The 17936-nt window shown below is 49.8% G+C and carries 20 protein-coding genes; 15 read left to right on the top strand and 5 right to left on the bottom strand.

Annotation, left to right across the window (positions count from 1 at the left end; translation table 11 throughout):
* The first annotated feature begins 181 nt into the window (after nucleotides 1–181).
* From spxA to FC20_RS00640, 3 genes are all read left to right on the top strand, one after another.
* The gene (spxA, locus tag FC20_RS00650; protein ID WP_008461631.1) at nucleotides 182–586 is read left to right on the top strand and encodes a transcriptional regulator SpxA; all 405 of its coding nucleotides are present in this window, start codon (nucleotides 182–184) and stop codon (nucleotides 584–586) included.
* Nucleotides 587–683: 97 nt separating this feature from the next.
* The gene (locus FC20_RS00645; RefSeq protein WP_008461633.1) at nucleotides 684–1424 is read left to right on the top strand and encodes an adaptor protein MecA; all 741 of its coding nucleotides are present in this window, start codon (nucleotides 684–686) and stop codon (nucleotides 1422–1424) included.
* A 121-nt stretch (nucleotides 1425–1545) separates the two neighbouring features.
* Nucleotides 1546–2400 carry a competence protein CoiA family protein gene (locus tag FC20_RS00640; protein ID WP_008461636.1) on the top strand — a complete coding sequence of 285 codons (855 nt, stop codon included), beginning with the start codon at nucleotides 1546–1548 and terminating at the stop codon, nucleotides 2398–2400.
* A gap of 18 nt (nucleotides 2401–2418) precedes the next feature.
* On the opposite strand, the gene FC20_RS00635 is transcribed toward FC20_RS00640, so the two are convergent.
* Together FC20_RS00635 and FC20_RS00630 are read right to left on the bottom strand one after the other, a co-directional pair.
* The gene (locus FC20_RS00635; RefSeq protein WP_008461637.1) at nucleotides 2419–3081 is read right to left on the bottom strand and encodes a DsbA family protein; all 663 of its coding nucleotides are present in this window, start codon (nucleotides 3079–3081) and stop codon (nucleotides 2419–2421) included.
* Nucleotides 3082–3159: 78 nt separating this feature from the next.
* Complete coding sequence (locus FC20_RS00630) at nucleotides 3160–3768, bottom strand: CYTH domain-containing protein (protein WP_008461639.1); 609 nt, start codon at nucleotides 3766–3768, stop codon at nucleotides 3160–3162.
* A gap of 104 nt (nucleotides 3769–3872) precedes the next feature.
* On the opposite strand from FC20_RS00630, the gene yjbM reads away from it, so the two are divergent.
* From yjbM to FC20_RS00615, 3 genes are read left to right on the top strand one after another with little or no spacing between them, the layout of a single operon-like run.
* Nucleotides 3873–4505, top strand: coding sequence for a GTP diphosphokinase (gene yjbM, locus FC20_RS00625; protein WP_008461642.1), 633 nt, complete (start codon nucleotides 3873–3875; stop codon nucleotides 4503–4505).
* Entirely contained in the window at nucleotides 4502–5302 is an 801-nt protein-coding gene (locus FC20_RS00620) for an NAD kinase (protein ID WP_054667654.1), read from the top strand. The genes yjbM and FC20_RS00620 overlap by 4 nt, the downstream gene beginning before the upstream one ends.
* On the top strand, nucleotides 5292–6206 hold the full coding sequence (locus FC20_RS00615) for an RluA family pseudouridine synthase (protein ID WP_008461644.1): 915 nt from the start codon (nucleotides 5292–5294) through the stop codon (nucleotides 6204–6206). Before FC20_RS00620 ends, FC20_RS00615 begins: the two co-directional genes overlap by 11 nt.
* Nucleotides 6207–6307: 101 nt before the next feature.
* Here the strand turns inward: FC20_RS00615 and FC20_RS00610 are convergent, their stop codons facing one another.
* From FC20_RS00610 to FC20_RS00600, 3 genes are all read right to left on the bottom strand, one after another.
* On the bottom strand, nucleotides 6308–6496 hold the full coding sequence (locus FC20_RS00610; RefSeq protein ID WP_008461645.1) for a hypothetical protein: 189 nt from the start codon (nucleotides 6494–6496) through the stop codon (nucleotides 6308–6310).
* 76 nt (nucleotides 6497–6572) lie between these two features.
* Nucleotides 6573–7400 (bottom strand): undecaprenyl-diphosphate phosphatase, encoded by an 828-nt coding sequence (locus FC20_RS00605; RefSeq protein ID WP_008461646.1) that lies wholly within the window; start codon nucleotides 7398–7400, stop codon nucleotides 6573–6575.
* Nucleotides 7401–7422: 22 nt separating this feature from the next.
* Complete coding sequence (locus FC20_RS00600) at nucleotides 7423–8436, bottom strand: lactonase family protein (protein ID WP_008461647.1); 1014 nt, start codon at nucleotides 8434–8436, stop codon at nucleotides 7423–7425.
* A 184-nt stretch (nucleotides 8437–8620) separates the two neighbouring features.
* On the opposite strand from FC20_RS00600, the gene FC20_RS00595 reads away from it, so the two are divergent.
* From FC20_RS00595 to FC20_RS00555, 9 genes are all read left to right on the top strand, one after another.
* Nucleotides 8621–9001, top strand: coding sequence for a PTS glucitol/sorbitol transporter subunit IIA (locus FC20_RS00595; protein WP_008461648.1), 381 nt, complete (start codon nucleotides 8621–8623; stop codon nucleotides 8999–9001).
* Nucleotides 9002–9012: 11 nt separating this feature from the next.
* Nucleotides 9013–10200, top strand: a complete 1188-nt coding sequence (locus FC20_RS00590; protein WP_008461649.1) for an AI-2E family transporter — start codon at nucleotides 9013–9015, stop codon at nucleotides 10198–10200.
* A 3-nt stretch (nucleotides 10201–10203) separates the two neighbouring features.
* Nucleotides 10204–10761: a tRNA (cytidine(34)-2'-O)-methyltransferase gene (locus tag FC20_RS00585; protein ID WP_008461650.1), complete on the top strand. Its 558-nt coding sequence runs from the start codon at nucleotides 10204–10206 to the stop codon at nucleotides 10759–10761.
* Between the two features lie 37 nt (nucleotides 10762–10798).
* A complete protein-coding gene (locus tag FC20_RS00580) occupies nucleotides 10799–11194 on the top strand; it encodes a DUF1149 family protein (RefSeq protein WP_008461652.1) in 396 nt (131 codons plus the stop codon).
* 15 nt (nucleotides 11195–11209) lie between these two features.
* Nucleotides 11210–13555 carry an FtsK/SpoIIIE family DNA translocase gene (locus FC20_RS00575; RefSeq protein ID WP_008461654.1) on the top strand — a complete coding sequence of 782 codons (2346 nt, stop codon included), beginning with the start codon at nucleotides 11210–11212 and terminating at the stop codon, nucleotides 13553–13555.
* Nucleotides 13555–14772, top strand: coding sequence for a M16 family metallopeptidase (locus tag FC20_RS00570; protein WP_008461656.1), 1218 nt, complete (start codon nucleotides 13555–13557; stop codon nucleotides 14770–14772). Before FC20_RS00575 ends, FC20_RS00570 begins: the two co-directional genes overlap by 1 nt.
* Nucleotides 14769–16010, top strand: coding sequence for a M16 family metallopeptidase (locus FC20_RS00565; protein ID WP_008461657.1), 1242 nt, complete (start codon nucleotides 14769–14771; stop codon nucleotides 16008–16010). The genes FC20_RS00570 and FC20_RS00565 overlap by 4 nt, the downstream gene beginning before the upstream one ends.
* A 1-nt stretch (nucleotide 16011) precedes the next feature.
* Complete coding sequence (gene ymfI, locus FC20_RS00560) at nucleotides 16012–16740, top strand: elongation factor P 5-aminopentanone reductase (RefSeq protein ID WP_008461658.1); 729 nt, start codon at nucleotides 16012–16014, stop codon at nucleotides 16738–16740.
* A gap of 68 nt (nucleotides 16741–16808) precedes the next feature.
* Nucleotides 16809–17930 (top strand): helix-turn-helix domain-containing protein, encoded by a 1122-nt coding sequence (locus FC20_RS00555; RefSeq protein WP_008461659.1) that lies wholly within the window; start codon nucleotides 16809–16811, stop codon nucleotides 17928–17930.
* Nucleotides 17931–17936 lie beyond the last annotated feature (6 nt).

Genomic DNA, 17936 nt, shown 5'->3' with positions numbered 1-17936 from the left:
CAAAGTCAATGCCTTAACTTAATGACATTGAGCGGAAGCTAATTGCTTTTTTGCTTATTAATAGTTAAGAATATGCAAAGAAAAGCGAACCCCCTCTTCCTTTTTGTAAGTATCAGTGCTAAACTACATATAGTATCGAATGTGTGTTCAAGCAATATCAATTTTAAGGAGCGTGATGATCATGGTTGACTTATATGTTTCACCTAGCTGTACTTCTTGCCGCAAGGCCAAGCAATGGCTGGAAAAGCATAATATCCCATACAAGGAAAGAAATATCATTTCTGATCCGCTGAACCGGGAAGAAATTATTCACGTCTTAAGAATGACCGAAGAAGGCACTGAGGAAATCGTGTCTACGCGTTCTAAAGCATTTCAAGAATTAAACATTGATTTGGACGACATCTCAATGAACGAACTGATCGACCTCATCGAAAAGAACCCAAGCCTCTTAAGACGGCCAATCATCTTGGATGACCGCCGCATGCAAGTCGGCTACAATGAAGATGAGATTCGCCGCTTTTTGCCGCGCAGCGTCAGAAGACTGGAAATGGCTAAGGCCAAGAAGCTGGCTGACCAAGGGATGTAAGAAGATCATAATAAGCGTTAGCCGCGAAAAGGCTAACGCTTTTGTTTTTTAAAAAGTTTAGGTTACAATATCAGTAAAGACAAAGGAGGGACGCAAGATGCGTGTTGAAAAGGTGAATGAGAATACGCTTCGGGTAAGCATGACCCGCGATGACTTAAATCAACGAGGCCTGAAAATCTTAGACCTGTTAGGCAATCGGGACCGGGTCCAGGAATTCTTCTTGTCAATTTTGCATGAAGTTGACGTGGACAACAGCTTTGCCAGTGATGCCCCTGTGACCTTTCAGGTGATGCCTAATGACCACGGCATTGACCTCTTGATTACCAAGATGAACAAGAATATGGACATGCCAGAAGAGATGCGGCGCTTCTTCGATCCGGCTGCTAATGGCGTAGGCGGCGACGTTGAAGAAGAGGAAGATGAGCCACGGGCTTTTGACGACCTAGACCCAGCCGACGATGCTAATACCGACATCGATCCGGTGGTCATGCATGACCTGGGTCATGGCGACACCAGCGACTACGATGACTACTGGGACTTTCAAGAAAGCCACTCAGTAGCCTTTGACGATATCGATGATTTGCTGGCCCTAGCTGACAGCCTCTGGGTCAGCGACCTGGCTTCAAGCGTCTACTACTACCAAGGCAAGTTTTACTTGAAGCTGGCCTTCATGGACGAAAACTATGCTGAAATGAAGCCGGCTGATGCCTGGGCTATTGCCAATGAGTTTGGCAGCCAGGTAACCGGCGATGACATGGACAAGGCCCAGCGCCATGGCCGCTGCCTCTTCCAGCAAGATGCCTTAGGTGCTTTAAGACGACAATTAGCTAACAAGTAAGAAAGATCCTTCACGCGGTGAAGGATCTTTTGTTTTTGGCACTGTTCTGACACTTTCCCCACTCTGTAACCAATTTCGGTAAAAATTGGATTTTTGGCGTACTAATAAGTGGGGGGATTTTTTGTACGCAGCCTTATTAAAAAATGAGCTGGTTTTAGCCGTCAGTGAAGCGGCCAAAGTCCAGCTGAATCCAAACTACCTAAACCAAGAAATTTACCGTTGTCCGCGCTGCAAAAAGCGCGTAATACTCGTCATCTCGCAGCGCTCGGCCGCCTTTTTCAAGCACTTCCGGCCTTACCAAGAGGGGCAGGGCGAGCAAGACGAGCACCGCCGATCGAAATTGCTGCTTCAAGCGGCCTTAACGGCGGCCGGGATGCCCGCAGAAGTGGAGGTGCCGCTGGCTGATGGTGCCCTGCGCGCAGACGTCTTAGCCAGCCCCAATTTGGCCTTTGAGGTCCAGTGCGCGCCCTTGAGCGATGAAGAATATCACCACCGTCATAGTCTCTACCGGGGCATCGGCATCACCGACATCTGGCTGGTGGGCAGACGCCACTACCTGGGCCAGCAGCTGAAAAAGACCCAATTGATCTATTTCCGCCAAAATTCAGCCTGGGGGTGCTATTACCTGGAGATTGACCCGAAACGGTCTCAGATCCGCTTAAAACACCATATCCTGGAGGCTCCGATCAGCAGCCGGTTAAACTACCAGACGGCCAGCTTTAATTTGGATGCTAACGGGATTGATTTGCTTTGGCACTTTCAGCCAAGTGTCAGAACAGTTTTTGGCAAAAATTGGGAAAAAGAAGAAAAAATTTGGCTAGAAAAGCAGTTCCGAGAAAAAAGCCGCCTGGGCTACCGGATCGCGGGCCAGATGTATGAAAAAGGCTATACGATCGAAACTCTGCCAGCTGCTGCCTTTAGCACTTGGCGGATTCCGGGAACTACTAGCTGGCTGGAGCAATTTTTAGCCAAATAAAAACAGCCATGTGGCTGTTTAAAGGAGATGGAGATGTCCGGTCTGGCAGTAAAAAGAATTGTAGTCGCAAACTGGCTCACAGGCGATACTTTCGCTACTATCGCTAATTGCTTGGCGATCGCCGCTTGCAAAGATCGACCGGAGCTCGTCCAAGCTGGGTTCGCCGTCAAGGAGCAGGCCGCTGTCGTCAACAGCATCATCGAAGATGACTGCGGAAGGCAGGGAATTAATGTGGAACTTTTTAGCTAGCTGCTGGTCTTGACCAATCGCGTTTTTCAAACAGTCATCCTGCTTGACGCCTTCAATCTTCTTTAAGTCCAGCTTTAAGTCGCTGATCAGCTTCTTAGCCAGGTCAAAAGAATATTCTTCTTTGCCGCAACTGAGCTTTTCTTGCAAGTTAAATAGAAACTTTCTGGCGCGCTTTTTGCCATAGGCAATCTGGATGGCGTAGTAGAGGTTCTGGGCGCTCAGTGAGGCTTCATGGTAGTGGGCCAGGTTGATGACCGTGTTGAAGTTCCAATTGCGTTTGACCATGTCCGCCTTCATAGAGTCTAAGGTGACCAAGGGCAGGTAATTGACGCAGATTTCTAAATCAAGTTCTTCAGCCAGTAGCTTGATCTTGTTTTCCAGCTGAAAGCAGGATAAGCCTAAAGGATTAATAAACAGAAAAAGTTCGAACATTGTCGACCCTCCAAAAGTTTGATCATTGCTACTTTAACAAAAGTTTGGTGCAATGACAAAAGAAAAGCACTTTTGGAGCTAGTTGCCGGCATGGAGGCTGGCCCGGGCAATCTTGCTCATGTTGTTGGTAGTCGCAATTTCCAGCTTGAAGCGGTCCTTTAGTTGGGCCAGGCAGTCTTTGATCAGGGCTGGATCGTCATTTTCGATTTCCATTTCGTAATCGCTAAAGCCGTCTGGGTAGCTGGTCTGGTCCAGGGTGATCTCGCAGTCAAAGGGCCCATTGAGCAGAAGCCGGTGGGTCTGGCTCCAGGTAAAGCTTCTTAACTTGTCGACGTCGCTTGGGTAATTTTCTTTTAAAAAGCTCCCGACGTTGCCGCCCAGGTAGACTTGCCCCTTGGCTAGGTAACTTTCGGCCTCTTCACTGGTCAAGTCATCGTTGATTTCCAGGCTTTCGTGGTACTTTTCCTGCAATTTTTGGGCTTCTGGCACCTTGATGGTTTCTTCAGCACGGTCTTTAAAAGTCCGGATTCTCAGGGCATTGTGGTGGACTTTCAAGAGTTCATCTGGCGTGTCAAAGTAGGTGTTTTTTTGCTGGAAATCCGCCTTAACCGGGTAGGCAGCAGCGATTTGCTCGTAGCTTTCCTGGTTCAGGGCAACTTTAGCTTCAATTTCGCGATTTTTACTCATATTCAGTAGGCTCCTTACGTTAAAAAAGATTTAAATCGACTTTTGCGGTTTTCACTAGTATCTATGTTAAAATGAATTTGTTTGAGATGGAAGGAAAATGAACTGTGATTAATGACTGGGACACTTTTTTATGGCCTTATAGCGAAGCCGTTAATGAATTAAAAGTAAAATTAAGAGCGCTCCGCCAGAGCTTTTTAACCACGGGCGAGCACTCGCCAATCGAGTTCGTGGTTGGCCGGGTCAAGACCGTTGACTCCATCAAAGAAAAGATGCAGCGGCGGGTGATCAGTCCGGACGTGATTGAAACCGACATGCAAGATATTGCCGGCATCCGGATCATGTGTCAATTTGTCGACGACATTTACCGGGTAGTCGATCTGCTCCATGCCAGAGAAGACCTGGAAGTAGTTGAAGAAAGAGACTACATCAAGAATGCCAAGCCATCAGGCTACCGGTCTTACCACATGGTGGTGGCTTATACGGTCTACCTGCCAGAAGGGTCAAAGAGACTGCTTGCTGAGATTCAGATCAGAACCCTGGCCATGAACTTCTGGGCTACGGTAGAGCACACCTTGAACTACAAGTACCAGGGCGAATACCCAGAGGACATTTCTGAACGCCTGAAGCGGACGGCCGAAGCGGCCTACCAGTTGGATGAGGAGATGTCTTCCATCCGCAACGAGGTCAAGGAAGCGCAGAAGATTTTTACCCAAAATAAGGGCAAGGAAAAGTTATGAGAGTAGCAATTGTGCATAACGACCGGGTGACCACCCGGGTGGCGGTCAGACACCTGCAGGTGCTCTTAGCTGAAGCAGGCATCTTGCAAGACCAAGACCACCCTGACCTGGTCATTTCGGTCGGGGGCGACGGCACCTTGATTTCCGCCTTTCACAAGTACCAAAAGCAGCTGGACCACGTGGCCTTTGCCGGCATTCACACGGGCCACTTGGGCTTTTACACCGACTGGCGAAACTATGACATGGAAAAACTGGTCGAAGCCTTGGCCAGCCACCCGGTTAAGGAGCACTCGGTCACTTATCCCTTGCTGGCCATGAAAGTGACGACCAGCAGCGGCATTAAGGAATATTTGGCCTTAAACGAAGCCTCCATTAAACGGGTCTCTAAGACCATGGAAGCCGAAGTGTCCATTGGCGGCTGCCGCTTTGAAAATTTCCGGGGCGACGGCCTTTGCGTGTCAACCCCTACGGGGTCAACCGCCTACAGCAAGTCGCTTGGCGGCGCCGTGATCCACCCGCGTCTCAAAGCCTTGCAGCTGACGGAAATTGCCTCCATCAACAACCTGGTCTTCCGGACGGTGGGGTCGCCCATCGTCATCGCGCCCGATGAATGGATTACCATCGTGCCCAAGAACACTGACCGGGCAGTCGTGATCGTTGATGGGGAGCGGATTGCCCTGACCGACGTGATGCAGGCTGACTACCGCATCGCCCAAGAAGAAATCAGCTTCTATGAGTACGGTCACCACCACTTCTGGGACCGGGTCAACGAAGCCTTTATCGGAGATGTTAAGTAATTTGCAAGTATTTAAGTTAATCGTAAAAAAAGATGACCCAGTCACGCTGAGTCATTTTTTGATGAAAAAAGGCTTTTCCCGCCGGGCCGTCAACAACTGTAAGAATCGCGGGGGGATGATGCTGGTCAACCACCACCGGAGGACCAGCAACTACCACTTAAAAGAAGGGGACGTGGTCCACTTTGTGATGGGGCAGGAAAAGGTCAACCCTTATTTGAAGGTTTCCCGCATCCCCATCCAAGTGGTGGAAGAAACGGACGACTACATCGTCATCAACAAGCCAGCAGGCCTGCTCTCCATTCCGTCTGGCTTTCACTCAGAAGACGCCGTGATCAACCGGGTTTTAGGCTATTTTGAAGAAAAGGGCGAAGACCCGGCCTACATCAAGCCCCATATCGTGACGCGGCTGGATCAAGATACGTCTGGCCTTGTCCTCTTAGGCAAAACCGCCATCGCCCACGACCGCTTTAACAAGCTGGGTAAAGAGCTTTTTATCAAAAAATATCATGCTATCGTCCATGGCAACTTCGGCGAAGGCGAAATGACGGGCCTAATCGACAAGCCCTTGGCTAGAGTCGGCGACACGGTCAAGCGGCAGGTGGACCCTAGGGGGCAAAAGGCTCTGACTGAATACCGGGTGGTCGACCAGGTCCCGGGCGCTAGCTTGGTAGATCTGCGCCTTTTAACCGGCCGCACCCACCAAATCCGGGTGCACATGCAGTCGATTGGCCATGTTCTGTACGGGGATGACCTGTACGGGGCAGAGGATGCTTTTCATAGACAGGCCCTCAACTGCTTTTACCTGGCCTTTCCTAACCCTTTTACCGGGGAAGAGCGGGAATTGCAAATTCCGGATCCAAGCGACATGCAGGATTTATGGAAAGAGCTGAAAGCTAATTCCTAATTAAAAGATATAAAAGAAAAGCAGAGATCAATGATCGACGATCATGATCTCTGCTTTTTTCGCTTTTTGTCTTTAATTCTTTGTGCTCTTTTTTATTCGCTTTAAAAAGTCTTGGCTGCTGCAAAAATGGCGCCGCCGACAGCAATGAGGGCTAAGAGCGGCATGAGCAGGGACATGGCAAAGGCTGCTACTAGCCCTGCGCCGATCAAGAAGAGGATGACCCGCAAAAAGCCGATCCCGATCTTCCAGCACAGCCAGAGAATAAAAATCATGAACAGTATGCTTAACATGGTTGGATACTCCTTTATCGTTGGATACTCCTTTATCCAGGTAAATAAATTATTTAGTAAGTAATCATACCACAATCTAGGCAAAAACCAAGCCGCAGATGATGACGATGACCCCCAAGATGATTCGGTACCAACCAAATGGCTTGAAGTCGTGGCTTTGAACATACTTCAAGAGGAACTTGATTGCTAGGTAAGCCACGATGAAGGAAACCAGCATCCCGACCAAAAGGACGGCCAATTGGTTGCCGACAAAGACGTGGCCGTTCTTAAAGAACTTCACGATCTTGAGCAGGGATGCCCCAAACATGGTTGGGATGGCCAAGAAGAAGGAAAATTCCGTTGCCACAAAGCGGCTGGACCCGATTAGCATGGCCCCCAAGATGGTGGCCCCAGACCGGGAAGTCCCAGGAATCATGGACAGAACCTGGAAGCAGCCGATCAAGAAGGCGGTCTTATAGGTCATCTTGTTTAGGTCAGTCAAGCTTGGGTTGCGCTTAGCGTAGTAGCTTTCCAAGATGATGAACAAGATACCGTAAACGATCAAGGTCGTGGCGATCACTTGCCAGGTGGTCATGTTGGCTTCCAGCCAGTCGTTCAGCGGCAAGCCGATGATGATCGATGGCAGGCAGGCCACGATGACCTTGAACCAGATCTGCCAAGTCTGGCCCTTTTCCCGGCGACTTTTTGACGGGGCAAAAGGATTCAGCTTGTTAAAGTAAATGACGATCACGCTCAAGATGGCGCCTAATTGGATGACCACCATAAACATGTTGATGAAGCTGGCTGGTTGGTCCAGCTTGATGATGTAGTCAGCTAAGTACAGGTGACCGGTTGAGGAGATCGGCAGAAATTCCGTGACCCCTTCGATGATGCCCAGGATGATGGCTTTAAAAATGTCTAACATAAATTCTTCAAAAAACTCCTAACTAATCAGTGAATAAGACTCTCGTGCCTTCAGGTACGGCAATGTCTTTGACCAAGAGGGCCAAGGTACCGTCGCTAGCCCTTTGGTAAAGAGTAGCGTTATTACTGTTTTGGTTGGCGGCAACGACGTATTTCTCGTCTTCGTCCCAGTTGAAGTCGCGTGGGAATTCGCCGTAAGTCGAAATTCTTTGAATTAATTTCAAGCTGTGGTCGTCTTGGACTTCAAAGACAGCAATAGAATCATGGCCGCGGTTTGACACGTACAAGAACTTGCCGTCTTTAGACAAGCGGATTGCAGCTGCGCCGTTATGCTGGTCCCAGCTGGCGGGAATCGTGGAACAAGTGGCCACATTTTGGAACATCCAGTTTTCTTCGTCAAACTTAACGACGTTGACCTGGCTGGACAATTCCCCGGCAACATAGAAGTAGCTGCCACTTGGGTCAAAGACCAGGTGGCGGGTGCCAAAGCCGTCTTCGTTTTGGTAGCTGGCCAGGTGGGTTAGGTGCTGACCATCAAAATCATAGAAGTCGACACGATCTTGACCAAGGTCGCAGGATACCAAGTGCCCGCCTGGCGTTTGGTCAAAGTAGTGGGGGTGGGCACTGTCCACTTGTTCAGGACGTGGCCCCAAAGCCCGGCTTTCGTGCTTGACTTGGTCAAGCAGGGTCAATTGCCCCTTTTCGTCGTAGCTGATCACAGCCAAAACGCCAGTATGGTAGTTGGCCGTATACAGCAGGTGCTTGTCCTTGTTAATGCCAACGTAGGCTGGGGATGACCCTTCATGGAGCAGCTGGCTGACCAAGCGGCCATTTTCATAAGTGGCGATACCGCCGTGGCCATCTTCGTTTTTAATGGTAAAAATGAAGTCGCCATCCTTTTGGAAGTAGGTTGGCCCGCCTACTTTTACAACATTTCTTCTTTGCTCAAGGTGAGCTTCGTTTCCGGCCCCAATAAAGTCAAATTGGTAAATCCCATCTGACTCGTGCTTGGTGTAGCCACCGATTAGAATATGCAAATTTTTTACCTCCTCTATTGCAATACACTACTATTCTAACTTAAATATTATGCTTCTAGCTGGCAAAAGTCGATAAAGGATAAAAGATGTAATCAATAATTAACAAATTCCTGCTTCACTTTTGGCAACTTGGACTAGTTTGTCTAGTTCAGTATGATAAAATTTAAGTAAGTAGGTGATGAAAATGAAATGGATATCAACAATTAAAGAAATCGGAACAAGCGCGATCAGCGAAAAGGATCGCACGGTAATTTTGTTTGGTCAAACCGCTAATGACGAACTGAGAAAGGTCTCAGTCATCCAAGAGTTTGACGATGAAGAAGCTGCTCAAGGCATCGTTTTGAAAAAGGGCGACACGATCACCATCGATGGGCAAACCCTAATTATTTCGGCTGTTGGCTCTATGGCTATCAGCAACTTGCGGGCTTTGGGCCACGTCAGCTTATTCTTTGCTGACAAGCTGCCAAAGAAGCCGATGTCTAACGCGGTTTACCTGGAACTTGACGGCAAGGATCCAGTCCCAACTTTCAGAATTGACGACGAGATTGTCTACGAGCACCTTTAAGAGGTGGTTAAATGAAGAAAAAAGCTGACAGCGTCTTTAGCCAGTGGGTCCTAAACAACCGCTTCAGCGTGGGGCTGATCAACGTCCTCTTGACCTTGATCATCATCCTGGTCTTTAACCGGATCTCCTTTATCTTTGACCCGGTTAACGTGTTTTTAGGCGCGGTCATGCCACCGGTGATCGTGGCGCTTTTGCAATATTACCTGATGAATCCAGTGGTTAACCGGCTGGAGAAAAGGTTTAAGGTGCCACGGACAATCACGATCCTGGCCATTTTTGCCCTAGTCACGCTCTTGATTATCTGGATGATCAACTCGATGATCCCAGTTGTCCAAAATCAGATCAATTCTCTGGTCAAGAACTGGCCAGCAATTTGGAAAAATGCCACAGAGGCGATCGATGACTTACTCAGCAAGCCCAAGCTTAGTGGCCTGCGAGACTCGATTCAAAAGCAGCTGGCTTCCTTGCAAAAGGACATGAACCAGTTAACTGGCTCTGCGGTCTCTAATGCTTTCAGCAACTTGACCAATGCCGTCAATGTGGCGGCCTCGGTCTTTACAACCCTTGCCACGGCGCCGTTCATCTTATTTTTCATGCTAAAGGATGGCTCCAAATTGCGGCCTTACCTGGCCCATTTTGCACCAAAGCGCTGGGAACAAGCCACAAGCAGCCTGCTTAGTGAAGTTAACGGGGCCATGTCCTCCTACGTTAGAGGTCAAGTCTCCGTTGCCATCTGCGTCGGCATCATGTTCTTTATCGGCTACACCATTATTGGTGAGCCTTACGGGGCAGCCTTGGCGATTGCGGTCGGCTGCTTGAACTTGATTCCGTATTTTGGGACCTTCTTGGGGCTGATCCCAGCCTTGATCATTGCGTCGGTCACGTCGATACCACTGCTGGTCAACGTGCTGATCGTCTTTTTCATCGAGCAGCTGGTTGAAACCCGGATTATCAGCCCCCTGATCGTGGGCAACCGTTTGAAGATGCACCCGGTGACGACTATTGTCGTCATGCTGGGGGCCGGCTCTGTCTGGGGGCTGCTCGGCGTAATCGGCGGGATTCCCATGTACGCAGTGGCCAAAATTTTAGTCAGCCACCTGTTTGCTTACTACAAGAAGGTCTCTCACCTTTATGCAGATAGTTTGACTGAGCAAAAAGCGCCAGAAAATGGTCAAAAAGAAGAAAGGGAAAATAGCTAAAAAATGACAAACCATATCGTTTTGTTTGAACCGGAAATTCCGGACAACACTGGCAACATTGCCAGAACCTGTGCCGGGACCAACACCATTTTGGACCTGATCGAGCCCCTGGGCTTTCGCCTAGACGACAAGCACTTAAAGCGGGCCGTCTTAGACTACGGCGGGGAAGTTGAAATCCGCCGCCACGATGACCTAAGGGCCTTCTTGGCCAGCCTGCCAGACAATGCGGAAATGTACCTCATTTCCAAGTTCTCCAGCAAGGCTTATACGGATGTTGACTACACCGACCCAAGCAAGGAATATTTCTTTGTTTTTGGCAGAGAAACTACTGGTTTACCAGAAACCTTTATGCGACAATATGAAGAACGCAATTTGCGAATTCCGATGTCTGATAAGATTCGGGCCTTCAACTTGTCCAACTCAGCAGCGATCGTGATTTTTGAAGCTTTGCGCCAGCAAGGCTTCCCCCACATGGAAAAGTCCCACCACTACGAAAACGACAAGCTGAAAGACGACTACAATCGTCCTGGCCGCTATCAAAGAAACCTTAACGGACACTAGAATTTTTGTTAAAGAAGAAAAAGACTGAGGTAAAAATATGGAATTTAACAAGCAAACCCCAATTATCGTACGTGCCTTCCACTATGACTTGCTGGACGAACCAGAAGAAAAGAACGAAGTTAACGTGGCCATCCGCCAAGTGGTCGCAACTGGCGAAGACGGCGTTGAAGATGCCGGTGAAGCAGGCGGCTACTACGAAGTTGCCGTTGTTTACGACGTAACTCCAGACGCTGACAACGTGATCGAAGTCAGCGGCGTTAACACCCAAGTGGTGCAATTGATGGGCTACCACGGCGATGGCCAAGACCTTGACCAAGAAACATACCGTTTGCTCAGCCGGCCACTGGTTGAATACATCGAAACCTTGACTTACGAAGTAACCCAAGTTGCCTTGGACGAACCAATCAACCTGGACTTTGAACCTAATTTCTAAGGGTAAGGTGAGTAAATGCCTCGAAAGAAAAGGCAGGCAAGTAAAAACGCTAGAAATAAAAATAAGAAAAAAGAAGAATCTTTAAGCTGGGTGGTTACCGGAATCGTTTTGATCCTGGTAGCCATTTTGGCGTTATTGCGAGTTGGCTGGCTGGGCAATGAATTAGCTAATTTGCTGCGGTTGGTGATCGGCGACAGCTACCTTTTAGGCGGCGGCATTTTGGCCATTTTTGGCCTGGTGATGCTGATTTATGGTCAGCCGCCTCATTTTGGCTTTAAAAGGAGCAGCGGGCTGGTCTTAGCCTACCTGTCGCTCTTGGTCATCTTGGCTGGGCACTTTTTTGCTAGCGAAAACATCCACAGCAACTTCACGGCTGCTTTTAAAACAGCCATTTACGGAGAAATTGGCCGGGCCAATGTGACCGAGAATGTTGGCGGCGGGGTGATCGGCAGCTGGCTTTATGGGATTTTTTACCAGCTCTTGGGCCATGTGGGCACTATTGCCTTGTCGCTATTAACCTTAATCAGCGGCATCTTGATGTTCTTTGACGTCAAGTTTAGAACCCTGGTGGCATATTTTCAGAAGTTCAGCCAGGCCTTCATCAAGGAAAGCCGGACTGGGGCGGGCCAAATCAAGGAGAAGTATCAAGAGCAGCGGGAGCTGTTTAAAGAGCGCCGGCAAAGAGAGCGGGACAACCGCGAGAAGCTGACTGATCCTTGGCAAGAGCCGGCAAGCAATGATTCTCAGGCAGAAGCGGGAAAGACTGAGGCAGAAAGATCAGTTGAGAAGCAGCCAGCTGTTCAGCCTGAACCAGCTTCTGAACGGCCCTTGCCTGAAATCCAGGTGGCCGAGCAGCATCCAGACGAAGATGCCAAAAAGGCTGAGCCTGAAGAAAAGGCGCCAGCGCCGCACTTGCCCTTATATGATGACAATTATGAATATCCGCCTTTGACCCTGCTCAAGTCGGTCAAGGCCAGTGACCAAAGCCAGGACAAGAACCTGATTGGTCACAATACCCAGCTTTTAGAGACCACCTTTAAGAGCTTTGGCGTGGACGTTAATGTTAAAAAGGCGATCCTGGGACCAACCATCACCCGCTATGAGGTCCAGCCGGCCGTCGGGGTCAAGGTGTCCCGGATCGTCAACCTAGCTGATGACCTGGCTTTAGCCTTAGCCGCCAAAGACATCAGAATCGAAGCGCCCATTCCAGGCAAGCCTTATATCGGGATTGAAGTGCCCAACCAGCAGGCAGCCAGCGTGGCCTTCAAGGATGTGATTGAGCACCAGGCGCCAAAAGACAAGCAAAAGCCCCTGGTTGTGCCTTTAGGCAAGGATGTTGCTGGGCAAATTATTTCAGCAGACCTGACCAAGATGCCCCACCTCTTGGTGGCGGGGTCAACTGGGTCTGGTAAGTCCGTGGCCATCAATACCATCTTGACCAGCATCTTGATGAAGGCCCGGCCTGACGAAGTCAAGCTGGTCTTGATCGACCCCAAGATGGTGGAACTTTCTGTTTATAGCGGGATTCCCCACTTGATGATCCCGGTTGTCACTGACTCCCGGCTAGCTGCCAAGGCCTTGAAAAAGGTCGTTGACGAAATGGAGCGCCGCTACAAGCTCTTTGCGGCAGCTAGCGTCCGCAACATGGGCGAATTTAACGCCAAGGTTGCCGAAAATAACCAAGATACCTCAAAACCGGCCATGGAGCCTCTGCCTTACATCCTGGTCGTGGTCGATGAATTAAGCGACTTGATGATGGTGGGCGGACGCGAAGTCGAAGGCTCCATTGTCCGTTTAGGCCAAATGGCCCGGGCAGCCGGCATCCACATGATCCTGGCCACCCAAAGACCGAGCGTGGACGTCATCACCGGCTTAATCAAGGCCAACGTGCCATCCCGAATCTCCTTTGCCGTTTCTAGCGGGGTCGATTCGCGGACGATTTTGGACCAAGTCGGTGCCGAAAAACTCTTGGGCCGGGGCGACATGCTCTATCTGCCGATTGGGGCGTCAAAGCCTGAGCGAATTCAAGGCGCCTACATTGACGTCGACGAAGTCGAGGCCGTCGTTGACTGGGTGAAAAAGCAAAAGCCAGCTGAATACGACGAAGAGATGATTCCCCAAGAAGGGGATGAGACTGAAGCAAGCAGCGATGAACCCGATGACGAGTACTATGCTCAAGCCGTTGACCTGGTTCAGCGCCAGCAATCAGCCAGCGTCTCCATGCTGCAAAGGCGGTTTAGGATTGGCTACAACCGGGCTGCCCGTTTAATTGACGAAATGGAAGAGCACGGCGTCGTGGGGCCGCCAGAAGGCTCTAAGCCGCGCAAGGTGCTTTTGCCTCCTAAAGGACAAGAAAACTAATGGTAAATGACAAAAATATCAAGATTCAAAGCAATCAAAAATTTTCAGCTGCCAGTCTGGGCTACTTTGTCCGCTTGCCGCTGACTCAGCACAACTTGGCGCTAGCAACGCTTTTGACCAAGATGCAGGGCAATGCCAGTGAAAGTTACCCGGATCCGGCCATGATCGCGGCCCGTTTTAGCGAGCTTTATTCCTTCCGCTTTGAAGCCGCTCCGCAGCTCTTTGGCAAGGAATTGGTTATTTCTTACTTGGTCGACTTTGTGGAGCCCCAAGAAATCCTGGATCCGGATTACAACTACCGGGAAATCATGGAGACTTTTATCGACCTGGTCACTAATCCCTTGCTGGTAGCAAAAAATCTGGAGCTCAGCCAAAGGCAGCTCCGGGATGAGTACCAAGAATTAGTGGCTCAGCCCAACAACCAGGCCTTGATCGACTTTTTCAACTACTGGTACCAAGACCAGCCCGACTATGCGGCTAGCTTTTTAGGACCAATCGAAGAAATAGAGGCCGCCACCGTGCAAGATGTCCGACGCTTCTTTGATAGCTTGGAAAGCTGCCCATCCTGCCTCTTAGGCCAGGCCTATGATGCCCGGCAGGTGGCGCGGCTGGCTAATGAGGGCCTTGATGCTTCAGGCCTTAGCCTTGCCTTCCCAATGAGCGATTTGGCTATTGCCGCACCGGACCTCCGCTTTGCTAAAGCTGCCGAGCAGGGCAACCAGCAAGCCCAGCTCTTTTTGGGCTATGGCTACAAGGCCTTGCCAAATTTGGCAGATTTAGCCTGCGGCACGGTCTTGCGGGAATACCTGACGGGTGAGCAGTCTTCAAGACTGTTTGCCAAAGTCAGAGAAGAAAAGGGGGCAGCCTATGCCGTTGAAAGCAACTGGTACGCTGACAACTCCCTCTTCTTGATCAATGCCGGCCTTGACCCAGGCAAGGTGGAACTAACCGAGCAGATTATCGCTAAAGAGATGCAGATGGTGGCTGATGGCCGGATCGATCCAGGCCTGCTCAAGCAAAGCAAGCAGGCGCTAGTCAACCGGCAATTGATCAACCAGGACAGCTCAGCCTGGTTGCTTGCCAGAAAGATCCGCTATGCCTTGCATGAAAACTACGAAGGCTTTAACTTCGCTCAGGCCGTTAAGGCGGTCACCAGCAAGGACCTGGCTAACTTTGTCAAAAATCTCTACTTAAATGAAAGCTATGTTTTAAAATGATTAGACCAAATATTGTCAAAAAGACTTTTCCTTCCGGCTTCAAGGCCCAGGTGATCTTAAAGCCTGGCTTTAACCAGCGCTTTTTTGGGATCATTGTCGACTTTGGCAGCAGCGACCCCCAGCCGGTGCCGGGCCTGGCCCACTTTTTAGAGCACAAGCTCTTTGCCAGCCAGGAAGGGGACCTGTCTTTAGAATTTGAAAAATTGGGCAGCGATGTCAATGCCTTTACCTCTTTTAACGAGACCATGTATTACGCTAGCGGCGTGAAAAACGTGGGCCCAACGATTGACCTCCTCTTTAAGCTGGTCGGCGAGCCCTTTTTTACCAAGGAAAACGTGGAGCAAGAAATCCCCATCATCCAGCAAGAACTGGCCATGTACCAAGATGAGCCTGACTGGGTCCTGGGCGACAGCCTCTTGCGGGCGGTTTACGGCGACAGCAACCTAGCTATCGACGTGGCCGGGACCAAGGAATCGATTGCCAGTGTAACCAGCGGCATGCTGCTGGCCACCTATGAAGAAAATTACGTGGCTGAGAAGCTGTCATTCGTTGCTTGCGGTGACTTTTCAGAAAACCAGGTAAAAACTATCATGCGCCAGGCCAAGACCCTATCAGAAACCTATTTTAAGCCTGGAAAAGGGGCTAAAAGGTCCAAGCCTTTGCCTTTTAAGGCTGGTCAAGACTTGGTTTTGCCAAGCCAGGGCGTGCCCCTGTTTGCCCTGGAAGTTTCTTTGCCAAACTTTAAGAAAGTTTTAGCAAGTCAGGATCTGGCACAAATTCTCTTAGAAATCATGTTAGAATCAAAATTAGGCTCCATGAGCACTTGGTTTGCCGGGATGCGGCAAAAGCAGCTCTTAAACCAGCCCCTGCAGATCAGCGTCAATACGACCAGACAGGGCAACTATGTTATGATCCTGGGAACTAGCCAAGACGCAGAAAAGGTTATTGCGGAATTAAAAAAGCAGCTCCAAGCGGACCAGCTCTTTGCTGGCCGAGAAATGGACGGCTTCTTTGACCTCTTGAAGAGAAGCTGGCTGGCCCAAACCATTCGCGGCTTGGACCACTTGCCGGCCTTTAGCGTTGAGCTAGCCGAAGAAAGCTTAGACGGCGAGGATATTTTTGCCATGACGAAAAAAATCCAGGCCATGAGCTTTGCTGACTACCAGGCCTTTTGCCTAGACCTGTGGCAGGGCTGCGGCATCAGCACCGCATACCTGGCACAAGGGCAGGAGGACTAACATGAAAAGAGCAATCATTTTTGGCGCAACTGGCGGCATCGGCCAAGCCATCGCTAAGCGACTGGCTCAAAGCGGCTGGTCCCTTTACCTCCACTGCAACAGTCACTGGGCTGAAGCTGCTGAATTAGGGGAAGAGCTAGCCAGCCTTTATCCAGACCAGGATTTCATGCCCATCCAGCAGGACTTTTGCGCAGCAGACGCGGATTTAAAGAAGTTCGTTGAAGGCTTGCTCCCGGTTAACGCGGCAATTTTTGCCCAAGGGATCACCAACTATGACTTCTTAGGCAGTCAAAGCTCTGAAGTGATTGAGCGCATCTTGAAGGTCAACCTGGAAAATCCGATTAAGTTGACCAAGCTGCTGGAGAGCCAGCTGTTAAAGCACGACCACAGCCGGATTGTCTACCTGGGCTCCGTTTATGGTGGCCAGGGCAGCGCCATGGAGGCCGTTTATAGTGCAAGTAAAGGCGGTATCAGCCGTTTTGCCCAGGCCTATGCTAGAGAAGTTGCCGCTAGCCACTTTACGGTAAACGTGGTGGCGCCTGGTGCCGTGATGACGCCGATGAACGCCATGTTTTCAGGAGAGACGCTGGCTGACCTAGCAGAAGAAATTCCAGCTGGCCATTTGGCCAATCCTACGGAAATTGCTTACTGGGTTGACTGCCTCCTAAACCCGGAAAGCGACTATTTAACCGGGCAAACGATCTATGTAAGCGGTGGCTGGCTAGAATAAGGCGGCACAACTAGCGGGATTGTGCTATAATTTATAAACAGATTTTAAGATGATTGAAGAGGTTAATAATGTCAGGCATTGGAGAACAATTACGTACTGCAAGAGAAGCTAAGGGGCTTTCCATTTCCGATATTGAGAAAGCTACCAAGATTCAAGGCCGCTACTTGGAAGCCATCGAAAACAACGAATTCGACAAGCTGCCAGGCGACTTTTACGTTCGCGCCTTTATCCGTCAATACGCGCAAGTCGTTGGCTTAGACGGCAAGGAACTGCTGAGCCAGTACTCAGGCGACATTGAAGAAGAGCTGGAAGAGCACGAAAAAGAAGTTGAAGCTGAAAAGCAGGAAGAAGAACCTGTTGAAGCGCCAACTGAACAGGTCTACCAGCCAGCTCCGGCAAGACAAAAGCAAATTGCTAAAGAAGAAAACTACAAAGAAGAAAAGCAAGACGCCAAGTGGCGCAAGCTAGTGCCAAAATTGGCTCTGGGTTGCGGCATTGTCTTGATCGTAGTGATTGCGGCTTTAGTTTTTGCCAACAACAAGAAGTCCAGCTCAAACAGTGCTGAAAAGGCCAGCTCCAGCGTGACGATCACTTCTTCTAAGAAGTCATCCAGCAAGAAGAGCAGCTCAGCTTCTTCTTCATCCAAGAAGAAGACCAGCACCATCAAGGTACAGTCTCTGGGCAATTCTGCCTTCCGGGTAACTGGCATTAAGTCTAGCGCTCCACTGGTTGTTCGCTCAAGCAAGCAAGCTATCTACTACTACGTTTCTATCAACAATGCCATCACCAACCAAGGCACCTTGCAATCTGGTGAAAAGCACACGGAAACGGTTAAGAACGGCTCAACTTTGATCGTTTACCTGGGGACTGACACCGGCGTAACGGTGACGATCGGCGGCAAGAAGATTCCATTTACGCAAGTTAACGGGACTAGCCGCTTGACCATCTACTTGGGGGCAAACAACAACAGCACTACTGGCTCATCCACTAGCTCAAGCAGTTCATCAAGCTACTCTAGCGCTGCTTCTTCTAGCTACTCAAGCCGGACTTATAGCAGCCAATCAAGCGCTAGTCAAGCTTCTAGCCAAGCTCAAGGCAGCCAGGCCTCATCCAGTCAGGCTCAAAGCAGCCAGGCTTCATCCAGTCAAGCTCAAAGCAGCCGAGCTCAATCATCCAGCAAGGCTCAATAAACCGTC

Source organism: Lactobacillus equicursoris DSM 19284 = JCM 14600 = CIP 110162 (genome assembly GCF_001434815.1).
Classification (GTDB): Bacteria; Bacillota; Bacilli; order Lactobacillales; family Lactobacillaceae; genus Lactobacillus; species Lactobacillus equicursoris.
Note: the sequence above shows the minus strand (reverse complement) of the source record. Positions and strands in the feature narration are given on the sequence as shown.